Below are 15,300 nucleotides of genomic sequence, written 5' to 3' on the forward strand. Positions count from 1 at the left end.
TCAAGCGTGCTGATGCTGCCTTGGTCTCAGATGCAACCAAATGCCGGCACGTTGAGCGATGATCGCGGCACTGGTTTTTTGCATCGCAGCACTTGACAGCAGGCCGGCGCACAGTGTTTTCTGTGCGTCATGGTTCTTGATGCCGCCCACGCCAGCCTGATCGCTCCCGCTACCGCGGGCCGTTCGACTGCGCCGGTCGCCACCACCACCATTACCACCACCACCGTCACCACTGCCCTGGTGCGGCCCGTCGTCTTCGTGTAACTCCCGAAAACCACGGCCCCGCACCATACAGGTGGCGGGGAAACTCGACACCTGCATGCGACGGGGCCTCCTGCCGAGGTCTGCATGTCTTCCCACGCCCCCGCTCATCCCGTTGCCCCGGCCGATCTGGCTGCACCGTCCATCGTCGTGCACAAGTTCGGCGGCACCTCGGTGGCCGATGCCGAACGCTACCGCCATGTCGCGGGCCTGCTGCTGGCCCGTCCCGAATCGCTGCAGGTCACTGTCGTTTCGGCAATGAAGGGCGTCACTGACGCGCTGATCGAGCTGGCCCAGCTGGCGGCCAAGGGCGACGAAGCCTGGCGCGAGGCCTGGCATGCGCTGCGCGCGCGTCACCGTGGCGCCGCCGTGGCCCTGCTGGGCGAGCAGGTGGGCGAGACCGTCGAATGGATCGACGCCCGCTTCGATCAACTGGCCGAAGTGCTGGCGGCGCTGGCGGTGATCGGCGAGCTGCCGCGCGAAGTGCTCGACCGCGTGCAGGGCCTGGGCGAAGTATTCTCCGCGCAACTGCTTGGCACCCACCTGCGTGCCTTGGGCGAAGACTGTGCGGTACTCGATGCACGCGACGTGCTGGTGGTCGGGCATGGCGAACTGGGTGTGGATGTCGACTGGGAGTCCAGCGCGGACCGCCTGGCCAAGTGGCGCCTGCGGCATCCGCAGATGCGCCTGGTCGCCACCGGTTTCGTTGCCCGTGACCGCCATGACCGCATCACCACGCTCGGCCGCAATGGCAGCGACTATTCCGGCGCGATCTTCGCCGCGTTGTTCAATGCCGATGAACTGCACATCTGGACCGACGTCGACGGTGTGCTGTCGGCCGACCCGCGACTGGTGCCCGAAGCGGTGCAGCTGGAATCACTGAGCTACGACGAGGCCTGCGAGCTGGCTTATTTCGGCGCCAAGGTGGTGCACCCGCAGACGATGTCGCCGGCCATCCGCCTCGGCCTGCCGATCTTCATCCGCAATACCTTCCAGCCGGCGCATCCGGGGACGCGCATCAGCGCCGAGCGCTCGCCGCGCGGGCCGGTGAAGGGCCTGACCCTGAGCCCCGGGCTGTCCCTGTTGAACCTGGAAGGCACCGGCCTGATCGGTGTGCCCGGTACCGCCGAGCGCGTGTTCGCGGCGCTGCGCCAGGCGCAGGTGTCGGTGGTGATGATCTCGCAGGGTTCGTCAGAGCATTCGATCTGCTGCGTGGTGCGCGCTGCCGAAGCGGCGCGTGGCCGTGAGGCACTGCTGCACGCGTTCGCGCATGAACTGTCGGTAGGGCAGGTGCAGCGCGTGCAGGTCAGTGAGGGCGTCAGCGTGCTGGCGGCAGTGGGTGACGGCATGGCCGGCCAGCCCGGTGTGGCGGCGCGCCTGTTCGAGGCGCTGGGACGCGCGCAGGTGAACATCCTGGCGATCGCGCAGGGCTCGTCGGAGCGCAATATTTCTGTGGCGGTGGACAGTGCCGATGCCACCCGCGCATTGCGGGCCGCACATGCGGGCTTCTGGCTGTCGCCGCAGACGTTCGCGGTCGGTGTGATCGGGCCGGGCAACGTCGGCGCGGCACTGCTGGACCAGCTGCTGGCGGCCCGCCCGCAGCTGCTGGCCAAGGCCAATGTGGATCTTCGCCTGCGCGCGCTGGCCTCGCGTTCGCGCATGCGGATGGAAGTGGATGGCCTGCACGCCGATTGGCGGGAGGCATTGCAGGACGCGGGCGAGCCCAGCGACCTGGATCGCTTCACCGAACATCTGCTGGCCGCGCACCTGCCGCATGCGGTGGTGATCGACTGCAGTGGCAGCGCCGACGTGGCCGAGCGCTATGAGGGCTGGCTGGCTGCCGGCATCCACGTGGTGACCCCGAACAAGCAGGCCGGTGCTGGCCCGCTGCCGCGCTACCAGCGCATCCGTGCTGCTGCGGCGGCCAGTGGTGCGCGCTTCCGCTACGAAGCCACGGTGGGCGCGGGCCTGCCGGTGATCACCACGCTGCGTGATCTGGTCGATACGGGCGACGAGGTGCTGGCGATCGAAGGCATCTTCTCCGGCACGCTGGCGTGGCTGTTCAACCGCTTCGACGGCAGTCAGCCGTTCTCGCAGCTGGTCGCGCAGGCGCGGTCGATGGGCTACACCGAGCCGGACCCGCGCGATGATCTTTCGGGCGTGGACGTGGCGCGCAAGCTGGTGATCCTCGCCCGCGAGGCCGGCCACGCGCTCAGCCTGGAACAGGTACAGGTGGAAAGCCTGGTGCCGGCGCTGCTGCGCGACGGCAGCGTGGATGACTTCATGGCGCGGCTGGGCGAGTCCGATGCCAGCCTGTTGCAGCGGTTGCAGGACGCGCGGGCGCGTGGCGCGGTGCTGCGCTACGTGGCACGGCTGGGCGCTGACGGTGCCTCGGTGGGCCTGCAGGAACTGCCCACCGACCACGCCTTCGCCAACCTTCGGTTGACCGATAACGTGGTGCAGTTCCGTACCCGTCGCTACTGCGACAACCCGTTGGTGGTGCAGGGTCCGGGGGCCGGCCCGGAAGTCACCGCCGCCGGTGTGTTTGCCGACCTGCTGCGGGTCGCGGCCGGTGAAGGAGCGCGCCTGTGATCGCACGTGCGTTCGCGCCGGCCTCGGTGGCCAACGTGGCGGTGGGCTTCGACATTCTTGGTCATGCCATCGCCGGTGTTGGCGATACCGTGAGCGTGCGCCGCATCGATGAACCGCTGGTGCGCATCGAGGCGATCCGTGGCAGTGCGGTCGAGCTGCCGCTGGAGGCAGCCGGGAACACCGCCGGCGCTGCGCTGACGTCACTGCGCGAAGGCCTGGGCCTGGATTTCGGATTCGCGGTGGAGATCGACAAGGGCATTCCGTTCGGTTCCGGCATGGGCGGTTCGGCAGCGTCATGCGTTGCGGCGTTGGTTGCCGGCAACGCGCTGCTGGATGCACCGCTGTCGCGTGAGGCGCTGTATCCGTTTGCGCTCGATGGCGAGGCAGTGGCCAGCGGTGGCCGCCACGGCGACAACGTGGGGCCGCTGCTGCTGGGTGGTCTTGCGCTGTGTACGGCCGACCGCCTGCTGCCAATTCCTGTGCCGGCGGCCTGGCACAGCCTGCTGGTGCATCCGCACGCGGTGCTGGAAACACGCCGTGCGCGCCAGGTGCTGCAGGGCAGCTACGCGCTGGGTGAATTCGTGGCACAGAGTGCGAACCTCGCGCTGGTACTCAGTGGTTGCCATCGTAGTGATGCGGCGCTGGTGCGGGCTGGATTGCGCGATGTGCTGGTCGAACCACGGCGGGCCGGCCTGATTGCAGGTTTCGAAGCAGCCCGCGATGCGGCGCTGTCGGCCCATGCAATGGGTGCGGGCATCTCCGGTGCCGGACCCAGCGTGTTCGCCTGGTTCGAGGACGCCGACCAGGCCCGCGCCGCTGCCGCACCGGTGCAGGCGGCATTTGCCGCCGCCGGTTTCGACAGCGATGCCTGGGTGTCGCCGCTGGATGCAGCGGGAGCCCGCTTGTGCTGAATCCTTCCCCTTTACTGGATACCGAACCCATGCAATTTGTTTCGACCCGGGGTCAGTCCCCGGCCGTTGGCCTCAGTGCGGCGATCGCTGCAGGATTGGCGCCCGATGGAGGGCTGTATGTTCCGCAGGTGCTGCCGGCGCCACGTGAGCTGCGGGCCGGCGCAACGCTGGCCGATACCGCCGCCGATCTGCTGGCACCGTTCTTCGCAGGTGATGCTCTGGAGGCGGCGCTGCCATCGATCTGCCGCGAGGCGTTCGACTTTCCGGTGCCGCTGCGTCCACTGGGCGGCGGTGACCATGTGCTGGAGCTGTTCCATGGGCCGACGGCGGCGTTCAAGGATATCGGTGCGCGCTTCCTGGCCGGAACACTGTCGCGGCTGCAGGCCGGCAAGGACCGCGACCTGACGATCGTTGTCGCCACCTCTGGCGATACCGGTGCCGCCGTGGCGGCAGCCTTCCACCGCCAGCCGGGCGTGCGTGTGGTGGTGCTGTACCCGGATGGCCGCGTGTCACCGCGCCAGGCGCATCAGCTTGGCTGCTTCGGCGACAACATCCAGGCGCTGCGTGTGGCCGGGGCGTTTGACGATTGCCAGGCCATGGTCAAGCAGGCGCTGGCCGACCGTGACCTGCAGGCGCAGGTGCCGCTCAGCTCGGCCAACAGCATCAGCCTGGGCCGGCTGCTGCCGCAGATGAGTTACTACGCACATGCGGCGTTGACCCATTACGCAGCGCATCGTCGTCGGCTCAACCTGGTGGTGCCGACCGGCAATCTGGGCAATGCGATGGCGGCCGTGCTGGCGCGCGCGCTGGGCGTTCCGATCGGGCAGATCGTGCTGGCGAACAATGCCAATGCGGTGCTGCCGGCGTACTTCAACGGTGGCGACTATCAGCCGCAGGCCAGTGTGGCCACGGTTGCCAACGCAATGGATGTGGGGGCGCCCAGCAACTTTGAACGCCTGCGCTGGCTTTACCTCGGAGATGACGCCGAGCTGCGCGCTGCGTTCCGCGCGTTCGCGGTGGATGACGTGACCATCCGCGCGACGATTGCGGCGGCGCATGCCAGCAACGGCGAACTGTTCTGCCCGCATACGGCCACAGCGGTGAAGGTGCTGCAGGACCTGCGTGCGCGCGGCGCCAAGGGCGACTGGGCGGTGGTGGCCACGGCGCACCCGGCCAAGTTCGAGGCCGTGGTCGAGCCGCTGATCGGCGAAACGGTGGCGGTGCCGCCTGCGCTGGATGCGTTGCTGCAGCGGCCCGCGCACGCGGAACCGTTGGCCGCGGAGTATGCGGCGTTGCGCGAGGTGTTGCTGCGTTGACCGGAGATGGACGTGGTTGCCGGCCAGCGGCCGGCACTACCCGTGCTGCGTCCACCTGGTAGTGCCGGCCGCTGGCCGGCAACCCAGCCAACCGCGATGCGGTCAGATCAACCCTTCACCGGCCAGCGTGCGCAACCCGTCCTCGTCGAGGATCTCCACTACGTTCAGGTGGGGCAGGGCGATCAACCCCTGCTGGCGCAGCTTGGTGAAGGTACGGCTGACCGTTTCCATGGTCAGGCCCAGATGGTCGGCGATGTCGCCACGCCCCATCGGCAGCGAGACGCGCAGGCCATCGCCACCCAGCTTGGCCTCGCGCGCGGCCAGGCGCAGCAGGAAGTCGGCCACTTTCTCGGCCGGCTGCAGCCGCGCCAGTGCCAGCGCGGCATCCTGGGCGGCGTCCAGCTCCTGGCAGGCACGCTGCAGCAGCTTGCGTTCCAGGTGCGGGAAACGGCTGCGAAGCGCCTTCATCTGCGGCAGCGCGACACGGCATACGCGGCTGTCTGCGATGGCCTCGATATCGTAGCGGTGGTGGTCACTGCCGCTCAGGCCCAGGTAGTCGCCAGGAAGCACGAAGCCATTGATCTGGCGGCGGCCATCGGCCAGGGTGCGCACCAGGCGCAGGGCGCCGCCGGTCAATGTATAGACATGGTCGCGCTCTTCGCCGGTGCGGGCCAGGGTACTGCCCATGCTGACCTGCTGGGAAACGGTGACCTGTTCCAGTGCCTGCACTTCATCGGGCGACAGCGCCGAGCACACCGCAAGGTGGCGAACCGAGCAGTGCAGGCAGTCCAGCGTGTTGCAGGACGGCGAGGCGGGATCGTTGGTGGCGGGCGGAGCGCCGGAAGGCCGTGACATGTTGCGGGGGCGTATCGCGGGCGGGGAGGGCCTTATGATACTTCAAGCGGCCGTTCGACCCTGCCCGAGGCGGGGGCGCTAGAATGTCGCCCCCTCCCACGTCCCGTTCCAGCAGGAGTTCCGCCCGTGATCAAGCCCCGTACCCCGCCCGGCACCCTTGAACTGTTGCCGCGCGAGCAGATTGCGTTCCAGCGCATGCTGGACGTGATCCGTCGCAACTACGAGCGCTTCGGGTTCCTGCCGGTGGAGACGCCGGTGTTCGAGCTGTCCGACGTGCTGCTGACCAAGTCCGGTGGCGAGACCGAGCGCCAGGTGTATTTCGTGCAGTCCACCGGTGCGCTGGCCAACGCCGCCGAATCGGGTGACCGTTCGCTGCCGGAAATGGCGCTGCGCTTCGACCTGACCGTGCCGCTGGCGCGCTACGTGGCCGAGCACGAGCATGAACTGACCTTCCCGTTCCGTCGCTACCAGATGCAGCGGGTGTACCGCGGCGAGCGCGCCCAACGCGGCCGCTTCCGTGAGTTCTACCAGTGCGACATCGACGTGATCGGCAAGGACAGCCTGAGCGTGCGATACGACGCCGAAGTGCTGGCGGTCATCCACGCGGTGTTCTCGGAACTGCGCATCGGTGACTTCAGCATCCAGCTGAACAACCGCAAGTTGATGCGTGGCTTCTTCGAGAGCCTGGGCGTGGCGGAGGGCGAGCGCCAGCTGGCAGTGCTGCGCGAAGTGGACAAGCTGGACAAGCGCGGCGCCGATTACGTGCGCGAGACGCTGGTGGGCGAGGGCTTCGAGATTCCGGCCGAGCAGGTCGAGAAGATCCTGGCGTTCGTGGCCGTGCGTTCGCAGGGCCATGCCGATGCACTGGCGCAGCTGGCCACGCTTGAAGCCGACGCCGGTTCTTCGGAGATCCTGCGTACCGGCGTCGCCGAACTGCGCGAAGTGCTGCAGCTGGTGCAGGCGCTGGGCGTGCCGGAAACCGCGTACTGCCTGAATTTCTCCATTGCGCGCGGCCTGGACTACTACACCGGCACCGTCTACGAGACCACGCTGACCGACCACCCGCAGATCGGTTCGATCTGCTCGGGCGGCCGCTACGAAGACCTGGCCAGCCACTACAGCAAGTCGAAGCTGCCGGGCGTGGGCATCTCCATCGGCCTGTCGCGCCTGTTCTGGCAGCTGCGCGAAGCCGGCCTGATCGATGGCATCGAGGGCAGCAGCGTGCAGGCGCTGGTGGCGCTGATGGACGAGCAGGGCATGCCGCAGTCGCTGGACATCGCGCGCCGCCTTCGCGCCGGTGGCATCAACACCGAAGTGCAGATGGAGCCGAAGAAGATCGGCAAGCAGTTCCAGTACGCAGCCAAGGCCGGCATCCGCTTCGTGGTGCTGGCCGGTGAGGACGAGCTGGCGCGCGGCGTGGTGGCAGTGAAGGACCTGCTGCGCGAGCAGCAGTTCGAGGTCTCCCGCGACGAGCTGGCCAGCACCCTGCAGGTCGAGCTGGAGCAGTCGAAGGTGATGTAACGGCCGGTTGGCCGCACGCCGACACGCCACGAAACGCCCACCACCCGGTGGGCGTTTTCGTTTCCGGGCCGCGTTCCGGGGTCAGAGCCGTTTTCCTTCAGAAAACGGATCCGACCCCTTGCTGTTCCAACAGCTCGCAGGAAACTGTCGACGGCGGGGTGGGGCCGGAGGCAGGGGTGTCCGCGGCATGGATGCCGCGGACAAGCCCCCATGGACGGGTTTACGGCGTCCCCTGCCACCGGACCCACCCCGCCAACCCTCAGCCATCCAGCATTTGACGTCGCTTCGGCATCTAGCGGGTGCAGGGCGCAGCCCTGCCCACAAATCCCCCCAGATTTGACGCAGTGCGCAAGAATGCGCTAATGTACTAACGCGCTATTACATTGATGCATGGAAACGACCCCGTGAAAGCCCGCCCGGAGATTGCCGCCAAAGACCCTAAGGCCGACCTGGAAGCCCTGGCCCAAGCCTTTGCCGCCCTGCGCGAGCCGGAACAGGTCGAGGCCTTCCTGCGTGATCTGTGCACCCCGGCCGAGCTGGAAGCCATGGCCGACCGCTGGAAGGTGGTGCCGCTGCTGCAGCAGGGCGTGCCGTATCGCGAGATCCACGAGCGCACCGGGGTCAGCGTGACCACCACCGGACGGGTGGCGCGAACGCTCGAGCATGGCCATCGAGGTTATGCCGCCGCCATCGACCGCCTTGCTTCGCGCTGATCCGCGCCCCGTTCCGAACTTCGAGACCTCCCCCATGAGTGCAACCCAGGCAGCGCCGGCACGAGACCGGCTGCGTATCGCCATCCAGAAGAGTGGCCGGCTGGCCGAGCCCGCCCGCAACCTGCTCAGTGCCTGTGGCCTGAGCTGGCGCGAGAGCCGCGACAAGCTGTTCTGCTACGGCGAATCGCTGCCGGTGGACCTGCTGCTGGTGCGCGACGACGACATCCCCGGCCTGATCGCCGACGGCGTCTGCGACCTCGGCATCGTCGGCCGCAACGAGCTGGACGAGCAGGCTGCGGCACGTCGCCAGATCGGCCTGCCGGTTGCCTACCAGGCACTGCGCGGACTGGGCTTTGGCCAGTGCCGGCTGATGCTGGCGGTACCCGAGGAGTGGCAGTGGCAGGGACCGGCGCAGCTGGCCGGCACCCGCATTGCCACCAGCTACCCGGCCATCCTCAAGCAATGGCTGGCCGAACAGGGCGTGGACGCACAGGTGGTCGAGCTGTCCGGGTCGGTGGAAATCGCCCCGCGCCTGGGTACCGCCGACCTGATCTGCGACCTGGTCTCCAGTGGCGCCACGCTGCGCGCCAACCAGTTGACCCCGGTGCACAACCTGCTCGACAGCGAGGCGGTGCTGGCCGGTGCGGTGCGCGTGCCGGATGACGCACGTGCATCGCTGCGCGCGATGCTGCTGCGCCGCCTCGACGGCGTGGTGCAGCGCCAGGATCGCAAGCTGCTGATGTTCCGCGCCAGCGAGGATCGCGTCGACGCGCTGGCGCAGCTGCTGGCCGATGCCGAGCCGCTGGTTCGGCTGCCGGCCGATGGCGGCGCGCTGCGCCTGCAGACCATGTGCCCGGGCCCGCTGAGCTGGCAGCGCATGGAGGAACTCGAGCGCGCCGGCGCGCAGGGCTTGATGGTACTGAGCGTGGAGCGGTCGCTGGCATGAACCGTCTGATCTGGTCCCGACTTGATGAGACCGCGCGCAGCGCGGCGCTGACCCGCCCGGTGCAGACCGTGGCGCAGCAGACCCGCGACGCGGTGGCGACGCTGATTGCACAGGTGCGCACACAGGGCGACGACGCGCTGCGCGCGATCACCGCACGCTTCGATGGTGTCGAGCTGTCGTCCTTTGAAGTGAGCGAAGCCGAGTTTGCCGCGGCGGAAGCTGCGGTGCCGGCTGAGTTGCGCCAGGCCATGGTGGAAGCTGCCGAACGCATCGCGCGCTTCCACGCCGCCGGCATGGGCCAGGGATACGTGGTGGAAACCGCCCCGGGCGTGGTCTGCGAACGCATGCTGCGCCCGATCGGCCGGGTGGGCCTGTACGTACCGGCCGGTAGCGCACCGCTGCCGTCCACCGCGCTGATGCTGGGTGTGCCAGCGCAGCTGGCCGGCTGCCCGCAGGTGGTGCTGTGCACGCCGCCGCGTGCCGATGGCAGCGCGGATCCGGCGGTGCTGGTGGCCGCACGCCTGACCGGCGTGCAGCGCGTGTTCAAGCTGGGCGGCGCCCAGGCCATCGCTGCGATGGCTTACGGCACGGCCAGCATTCCGGCCTGTGACAAGCTGTTCGGGCCGGGCAACAGCTTCGTCACCGAAGCCAAGCAGCAGGTCGCACAGGACGGCGCCGCCGCCATCGACATGCCGGCCGGTCCCTCCGAAGTGCTGGTGATTGCCGATGCAGGTGCAAACCCGGCGTTCGTTGCAGCCGACCTGCTGTCGCAGGCCGAGCACGGCCCGGATTCGCAGGTGCTGCTGCTGACCGACGATACCGCGATGCTGGCGGCGGTCGAGGCTGAAGTCGAGCGCCAGGTGGCCTTGCTGCCGCGCCAGCAGATCGCACGCCAGGCGCTGTCGGCCTCGCGGCTGATCCAGGTCGACTCGTTGGACGAAGCCTTCGCGATCAGCAACCGCTATGCACCGGAGCACCTGATCCTGGCATTGCGTGATCCGCGTGCGTGGCTGGACAAGGTGCAGGCGGCCGGCTCGGTGTTCCTGGGTGATTACACCCCCGAGGCACTGGGCGACTACTGCAGCGGCACCAACCACGTGCTGCCCACCGCGGGTGCCGCACGTGCCTACAGTGGTGTCAGTGTGGCCAGCTTCCAGAACCTGATCAGCGTGCAGAGCGCCAGCGCCGCCGGCCTGGCAGCGATTGGCGGCTGCGCGCGCATCATCGCCAGTGCCGAAGGCCTGGATGCACATGAACGTGCGGTCGCAGTGCGCATGGAAGTGGCAGCATGAACGCGGCTATCAATGATGTGCTGGCACTGGTTCGCCCGGATCTGCAGGGCTTCGCCGGCTACAGCTCGGCGCGCAGTGCGGCGGTGCAGGGCGAGGTCTGGTTGAACGCCAATGAATCGGCCTGGGCCAATCCCGCTGATGCCGCGGGCAGCAGCCGGCGCTATCCCGAACCGCAGCCGTTGGCATTGCGTGAGGGACTGGCGGCGCTGTACGGCGTGACGCCACAGCAGCTGCTGATCGGTCGCGGCAGCGACGAAGCCATTGATCTGCTGGTGCGCGCGCTGTGCGTGCCGGGCCGCGATGGCGTGCTGGTCACGCCGCCGGTGTTCGGCATGTACGCCGTCTGCGCACGCCTGCAGGGCGCCGCATTGATTGAAGTGCCGCTGGTGGACAGCGAGGATGGCCTGCGCGCCGATCTGGATGCGGTGATCGACACCGCCAGGGCGCGCAATGCCAAGCTGGTGTTCCTGTGCGCACCGTCGAACCCGGCCGGCAGTGATATCGCCCTGGACGAGGTCGAACGGGTGGCGGTTGCGTTGCGCGGGCAGGCACTGGTGGTGGTGGACGAGGCCTATGTCGAGTACGCGCAGCGTCCGTCGGCGACCACGTTGCTGGCCGTGCACGCCAACCTGGCGGTGCTGCGCACGCTGTCGAAAGCACACGCACTCGCGGCCGCGCGCATTGGAACGCTGATCGCCGCGCCGGAACTGATTGCCGTGCTGCGCCGCTGCCAGGCGCCGTATCCGGTGCCGACCCCGTGCGCGGAACTGGCCGTGCAGGCCCTGCAGCCGGCCGCGCTGGCACGCACCGCCGAGCGCGTGGCCACGGTCATCGCCGAGCGCGAACGCCTGCGAACGGCACTGGCCAGCCTGCCCGGTGTACGCCGGGTGTACGCCTCGTCCGGCAACTACCTGCTGGTCCGCTTCGCCGATGCGCAGGCGGCGTTCGATACGCTGCTTGCTGCAGGGGTGGTGGTGCGCGACCAGCGCGCCGCGCCGCAGCTGGGCGATGCGCTTCGCATCAGTATCGGCAGCCCGGAAGAGAATGACCGCGTGCTCGCGGCCCTGTCGGCGCGGAGGGCCGCAGCATGACCCCGATCCTGTTCATCGACCGCGACGGCACCCTCATCGAGGAGCCGTCCGATTTCCAGATCGACGCCTACGAGAAGCTGCGCTTCGTGCCGCAGGTGATCCCGGCGCTGCTGAAGCTGCGGGATGCCGGCTACCAGTTCGTGATCGTCACCAACCAGGATGGCCTGGGCAGCGACAGCTACCCGCGTGCCAGCTTCGATGGCCCCAACGAGCTGATGCTGCAGATCTTCGAAAGCCAGGGCATCACTTTCCGTGACGTGCTGATCGACTGCAGCTGGCCGCACGACAACGCGCCGACCCGCAAGCCGGGCATCGGACTGATGACGGCTTATCTGCAGGACCGCAGCATCGACTGGGCGCGTTCGGGCATGGTCGGCGATCGCATCACCGACCTGCAGTTTGCCGACAACCTCAACATCCGCGGTTTCCAGCTGCGCACCGCGCAGTTTGGTGGCGAGTGGGATTGGCCGGGCATTGCCCATGCGCTGGCCGATGCGCCGCGCACCGCCGTGGTCCAGCGCAACACGAAAGAAACGAAGATCCGCGTCGAACTGGACCTGGATTGCGCGGGTGATGCACGCATCTCCACCGGCCTGCCGTTCTTCGACCACATGCTGGAACAGATCGGCAAGCACGGTGGCTTCGCGCTGGACATCCAGGCCGAGGGTGACCTGCACATCGACGAACACCACACCATCGAGGATACGGGGCTGGCCCTGGGCCAGGCGCTGCGCGAGGCGCTGGGCGACAAGCGCGGCATCGGCCGCTACGGTTTCACCCTGCCGATGGACGAGACGCTGGCCAGCGCTGCGCTGGACTTCAGTGGCCGCCCGTACTTCGTGTTCGAGGGCGAGTTCAAGCGCGAACGCGTGGGCGATATGCCGACCGAGCTGGTGCCGCATTTCTTCCGCTCGCTGTGCGATGCCAGCGGCCTGAACCTCAACCTGCAGGTACGCGGCGACAACGATCACCACAAGGTGGAGGCGTGCTTCAAGGCCCTGGCCCGCGCGCTGCGTCCGGCGCTGGCCCGGCAGGGCACGGCACTGCCGAGCACCAAGGGGGCGCTGTGAGTGACGTTGCGCTGATCGATGCCGGCGGCGCCAACCTGGGCTCGGTGCGCTACGCACTGGAGCGCCTGGGTGCGACTGTGCGGCTGGTGCGCGATGCGGACGGTCTGGTCGGTGCGCAGCGGGTGATCCTGCCCGGCGTCGGCGCCGCCGGTCCCGGCATGCAACGCCTGCATGCGCAAGGCCTGGTGGAACCGCTGCAGCGACTGGAGGTGCCGCTGATGGGAATCTGCCTGGGCATGCAGCTGCTGTTCGAACGCTCCGAGGAGGCGGGTGTGGAGACACTGGGCCTGATTCCCGGCGTGGTGCGCAAGCTGGTGCCGGCCTGCGGCATCCGGGTGCCGCACATGGGCTGGAACCGCCTGCTGCCGCTGCGCGAATCGCTGCTGCTGCGCGGCGTGCCGGAGCGTGCCAGCGCCTACTTCGTGCACAGCTACGCCGCGCCCCTCAATACCCACACCGTCGCTGCCTGCGACCACGGCGGCCTGTTCACTGCCGTGGTGGAGCAGGGGCGTTACTACGGCGCACAGTTCCACCCCGAGCGCTCCGGCGAGACCGGCTCGCTGATGCTGCGCAATTTTCTCGAGGGCACTGCTGCATGAGTTTCATCGTCTACCCCGCGCTGGATATCCGCGACGGCCGCGTGGTGCGGCTGCGCCAGGGCGACTACGCGCAGGAAACCTCGTATGGCGACGATCCGTTGCCACGCGCGCAGGCCTTCGCCGCGCAGGGTGCGCAGTGGATGCATCTGGTCGATCTGGACGCTGCGCGCGCCGGTGGCTATACGCTGGCGCCGCTACTGTCGTCGATCCGCGCGCAGACATCGCTGCAGGTGCAGACCGGCGGTGGCGTGCGCGGCCGCGACGATGTGGCGCGCATCCTCGATGCCGGCGCCGGTCGCGTGGTGGTCGGTTCGCTGGCGGTGCGTCGCCCCGATGAAGTGGTCGGCTGGCTGGAGGAATTCGGCGCCGATCGCATCACGGTTGCGCTGGACGCGCGCCAGGACGCACAGGGGCAGTGGCAATTGCCGGTGCATGGTTGGACCGAGAACGCCGGAGTGACCCTGGATGACCTGGCCCAGCGCTACGCGCGCGCCGGCATGCGCCACCTGCTGTGCACCGACATCGCCCGTGACGGCATGCTGGCCGGGCCCAATATCGACCTCTATCGGCACCTGTCCGGCTTGTTGCCGGGTGTGGCGGTGCAGGCGTCCGGTGGCATCCGTGACGTAGCCGATGTGGCCGAGGCCCGTGCCGCCGGCTGCGGCGGTGCGATTCTCGGCAAGGCACTGCTGGAGCAGCGCATGGACCTGGCGGAGGCACTGGCATGTTGAGCCGCCGCATCATTCCCTGCCTGGACGTGCGCGATGGCCGCGTGGTCAAGGGCGTGCGCTTCCGCGACCACGTCGACATGGGCGACATCGCCGAGTTGGCGCAGCGCTATCGCGACCAGGGGGCGGACGAGCTGGTGTTTTATGACATCGGCGCCAGCCCCGAGGCGCGTTCGGTCGACGTGGCGTGGATCGAGCGTATCGCGCGGCTGATCGACATTCCGTTCTGCGTGGCCGGTGGCATCGACAGCGTGGAGACCGCGCGCCGCGTGCTGTTTGCCGGTGCCGACAAGGTGTCGATCAACTCGCCGGCGCTGGGGCGCCCGGAGCTGATCACCGAGCTGGCGGACGAGTTCGGCGTGCAGTGCGTGGTGGTGGGCGTCGATTCGGTGCGCGAGGCCGACGGGCAATGGCGGGTGCGTCGTTTCAGCGGCGATCCGGACAAGACCCAGGCGGTGCCGCTGCGCACCCTGGACTGGATTGTCGAGGCGCAACGGCGTGGCGCGGGCGAGATCGTACTGAACTGCATGGACAGCGATGGCGTGCGCCGTGGCTACGATGTCGTGCAGCTGCAACAGGCGCGGGCACTGTGCCAGGTACCGTTGATCGCCTCGGGCGGTGCCGGTGCGATGGAGCACTTCGCCGAAGCCTTCGACCAGGCCGACGTCGACGGCGCGCTGGCCGCCAGCGTGTTCCACAGCGGCGCCATCGCCATTCCAGAATTGAAGCGCTACCTGCGCGGACAGCAGATCGAGGTGCGGGATGTCTATTGAAGTCAGGCCGTCGTTGGACGCATTGCAGGCGCTGGACTGGGCCAAGGGTGACGGCCTGCTGCCGGCGGTGGTTCAGGATGCCGATACCCTGCAGGTACTGATGCTCGGTTATGTCAGCGCCGAATCGCTGGCGGCCACGCTGGCCATCGGCCACATGACCTTCTTCAGCCGCAGCAAGCAACGGTTGTGGACCAAGGGCGAGCAGTCCGGCAACGTGCTGGTGGTGCAGTCGATCAGCGTCGACTGCGATGCCGATACTTTGCTGGTGATGGCACGGCCGGCGGGGCCAACCTGCCACACCGGTGCAGAGAGCTGCTTCGACCAGGCGCCGAAGGATTTCCTGGGCGGGCTGGGCCAGCTGGTGGCGATGCGTGAGGCGCAACGCCCGCCGGGCAGCTACACCACCAGCCTGTTCGAGGGCGGCATCCGCCGTATCGCACAGAAGGTGGGCGAGGAGGGTGTGGAGACCGCCCTGGCGGCGGTGGCGCAGGATGACGAGGCGCTGCTCGGCGAGGCCTCGGACCTGCTGTACCACCTGCTGGTGCTGCTGCGCGCGCGCAGGCTGTCGCTGGATGATGCGCGTGCGGTGCTGGAAAAACGCCATCGTTGACGTGTGGTAGTGCCGGCCGCTG

The 15,300-nt window shown here is 68.4% G+C and carries 15 protein-coding genes; 13 read left to right on the forward strand and 2 right to left on the reverse strand.

The features are described from left to right. Positions 1-321: a hypothetical protein gene (locus ACSYAO_RS09145; RefSeq protein WP_162292024.1), complete on the reverse strand. Its 321-nt coding sequence runs from the start codon at positions 319-321 to the stop codon at positions 1-3. 27 nt (positions 322-348) lie between these two features. Here ACSYAO_RS09145 and thrA point away from each other — a divergent pair, with 27 nt between their 5' ends. From thrA to thrC, 3 genes are read left to right on the forward strand one after another with little or no spacing between them, the layout of a single operon-like run. Then, positions 349-2,853: a bifunctional aspartate kinase/homoserine dehydrogenase I gene (gene thrA / locus ACSYAO_RS09150; protein ID WP_043035073.1), complete on the forward strand. Its 2,505-nt coding sequence runs from the start codon at positions 349-351 to the stop codon at positions 2,851-2,853. Continuing rightward, positions 2,850-3,764 (forward strand): homoserine kinase, encoded by a 915-nt coding sequence (locus ACSYAO_RS09155; RefSeq protein ID WP_076738983.1) that lies wholly within the window; start codon positions 2,850-2,852, stop codon positions 3,762-3,764. Before thrA ends, ACSYAO_RS09155 begins: the two co-directional genes overlap by 4 nt. Positions 3,765-3,793: 29 nt before the next feature. Further along, positions 3,794-5,080, forward strand: a complete 1,287-nt coding sequence (gene thrC / locus ACSYAO_RS09160) for a threonine synthase (protein WP_076738984.1) — start codon at positions 3,794-3,796, stop codon at positions 5,078-5,080. A gap of 102 nt (positions 5,081-5,182) precedes the next feature. Here the strand turns inward: thrC and ACSYAO_RS09165 are convergent, their stop codons facing one another. Further along, positions 5,183-5,935, reverse strand: a complete 753-nt coding sequence (locus ACSYAO_RS09165) for a Crp/Fnr family transcriptional regulator (RefSeq protein WP_005409422.1) — start codon at positions 5,933-5,935, stop codon at positions 5,183-5,185. Between the two features lie 126 nt (positions 5,936-6,061). Between ACSYAO_RS09165 and hisS the strand changes: the two genes are divergently transcribed. The 10 genes from hisS (at position 6,062) to hisIE (ending at position 15,278) form a co-directional block, all read left to right on the forward strand. Then, entirely contained in the window at positions 6,062-7,456 is a 1,395-nt protein-coding gene (hisS, locus tag ACSYAO_RS09170) for a histidine--tRNA ligase (RefSeq protein WP_005413164.1), read from the forward strand. Between the two features lie 404 nt (positions 7,457-7,860). Continuing rightward, on the forward strand, positions 7,861-8,169 hold the full coding sequence (locus ACSYAO_RS09175) for a YerC/YecD family TrpR-related protein (RefSeq protein ID WP_088025802.1): 309 nt from the start codon (positions 7,861-7,863) through the stop codon (positions 8,167-8,169). A 34-nt stretch (positions 8,170-8,203) separates the two neighbouring features. Beyond that, positions 8,204-9,115, forward strand: a complete 912-nt coding sequence (hisG, locus tag ACSYAO_RS09180; protein ID WP_099562583.1) for an ATP phosphoribosyltransferase — start codon at positions 8,204-8,206, stop codon at positions 9,113-9,115. Beyond that, positions 9,112-10,407: a histidinol dehydrogenase gene (gene hisD, locus ACSYAO_RS09185; RefSeq protein ID WP_076738986.1), complete on the forward strand. Its 1,296-nt coding sequence runs from the start codon at positions 9,112-9,114 to the stop codon at positions 10,405-10,407. Before hisG ends, hisD begins: the two co-directional genes overlap by 4 nt. Continuing rightward, the gene (hisC, locus tag ACSYAO_RS09190; RefSeq protein ID WP_076738987.1) at positions 10,404-11,498 is read left to right on the forward strand and encodes a histidinol-phosphate transaminase; all 1,095 of its coding nucleotides are present in this window, start codon (positions 10,404-10,406) and stop codon (positions 11,496-11,498) included. Before hisD ends, hisC begins: the two co-directional genes overlap by 4 nt. Next, complete coding sequence (gene hisB, locus ACSYAO_RS09195) at positions 11,495-12,568, forward strand: bifunctional histidinol-phosphatase/imidazoleglycerol-phosphate dehydratase HisB (protein WP_005409428.1); 1,074 nt, start codon at positions 11,495-11,497, stop codon at positions 12,566-12,568. Before hisC ends, hisB begins: the two co-directional genes overlap by 4 nt. Further along, the gene (gene hisH, locus ACSYAO_RS09200) at positions 12,565-13,167 is read left to right on the forward strand and encodes an imidazole glycerol phosphate synthase subunit HisH (protein WP_024956882.1); all 603 of its coding nucleotides are present in this window, start codon (positions 12,565-12,567) and stop codon (positions 13,165-13,167) included. Before hisB ends, hisH begins: the two co-directional genes overlap by 4 nt. Further along, positions 13,164-13,898 carry a 1-(5-phosphoribosyl)-5-[(5-phosphoribosylamino)methylideneamino]imidazole-4-carboxamide isomerase gene (gene hisA / locus ACSYAO_RS09205; RefSeq protein WP_076738988.1) on the forward strand — a complete coding sequence of 245 codons (735 nt, stop codon included), beginning with the start codon at positions 13,164-13,166 and terminating at the stop codon, positions 13,896-13,898. The genes hisH and hisA overlap by 4 nt, the downstream gene beginning before the upstream one ends. Beyond that, positions 13,892-14,668 carry an imidazole glycerol phosphate synthase subunit HisF gene (hisF, locus tag ACSYAO_RS09210; protein WP_005409431.1) on the forward strand — a complete coding sequence of 259 codons (777 nt, stop codon included), beginning with the start codon at positions 13,892-13,894 and terminating at the stop codon, positions 14,666-14,668. The genes hisA and hisF overlap by 7 nt, the downstream gene beginning before the upstream one ends. After that, the gene (gene hisIE / locus ACSYAO_RS09215; protein WP_076738989.1) at positions 14,658-15,278 is read left to right on the forward strand and encodes a bifunctional phosphoribosyl-AMP cyclohydrolase/phosphoribosyl-ATP diphosphatase HisIE; all 621 of its coding nucleotides are present in this window, start codon (positions 14,658-14,660) and stop codon (positions 15,276-15,278) included. Before hisF ends, hisIE begins: the two co-directional genes overlap by 11 nt. Positions 15,279-15,300 lie beyond the last annotated feature (22 nt).

It is taken from the genome of Stenotrophomonas sp. STK16_22, from assembly GCF_051984505.1.
In the GTDB taxonomy this organism is placed as follows: domain Bacteria; phylum Pseudomonadota; class Gammaproteobacteria; order Xanthomonadales; family Xanthomonadaceae; genus Stenotrophomonas; species Stenotrophomonas maltophilia_A.

Coding starts and splice junctions, on each gene's coding strand:
- hisA (WP_076738988.1), top strand. CDS start 13,164: ATGAGTTTCATCGTCTACCCCGCGCTGGATATCCGCGACGGCCGCGTG.
- ACSYAO_RS09145 (WP_162292024.1), bottom strand. CDS start 321: ATGCAGGTGTCGAGTTTCCCCGCCACCTGTATGGTGCGGGGCCGTGGT.
- hisB (WP_005409428.1), top strand. CDS start 11,495: ATGACCCCGATCCTGTTCATCGACCGCGACGGCACCCTCATCGAGGAG.
- thrC (WP_076738984.1), top strand. CDS start 3,794: ATGCAATTTGTTTCGACCCGGGGTCAGTCCCCGGCCGTTGGCCTCAGT.
- thrA (WP_043035073.1), top strand. CDS start 349: ATGTCTTCCCACGCCCCCGCTCATCCCGTTGCCCCGGCCGATCTGGCT.
- hisG (WP_099562583.1), top strand. CDS start 8,204: ATGAGTGCAACCCAGGCAGCGCCGGCACGAGACCGGCTGCGTATCGCC.
- hisF (WP_005409431.1), top strand. CDS start 13,892: ATGTTGAGCCGCCGCATCATTCCCTGCCTGGACGTGCGCGATGGCCGC.
- ACSYAO_RS09165 (WP_005409422.1), bottom strand. CDS start 5,935: ATGTCACGGCCTTCCGGCGCTCCGCCCGCCACCAACGATCCCGCCTCG.
- hisC (WP_076738987.1), top strand. CDS start 10,404: ATGAACGCGGCTATCAATGATGTGCTGGCACTGGTTCGCCCGGATCTG.
- hisIE (WP_076738989.1), top strand. CDS start 14,658: ATGTCTATTGAAGTCAGGCCGTCGTTGGACGCATTGCAGGCGCTGGAC.
- hisD (WP_076738986.1), top strand. CDS start 9,112: ATGAACCGTCTGATCTGGTCCCGACTTGATGAGACCGCGCGCAGCGCG.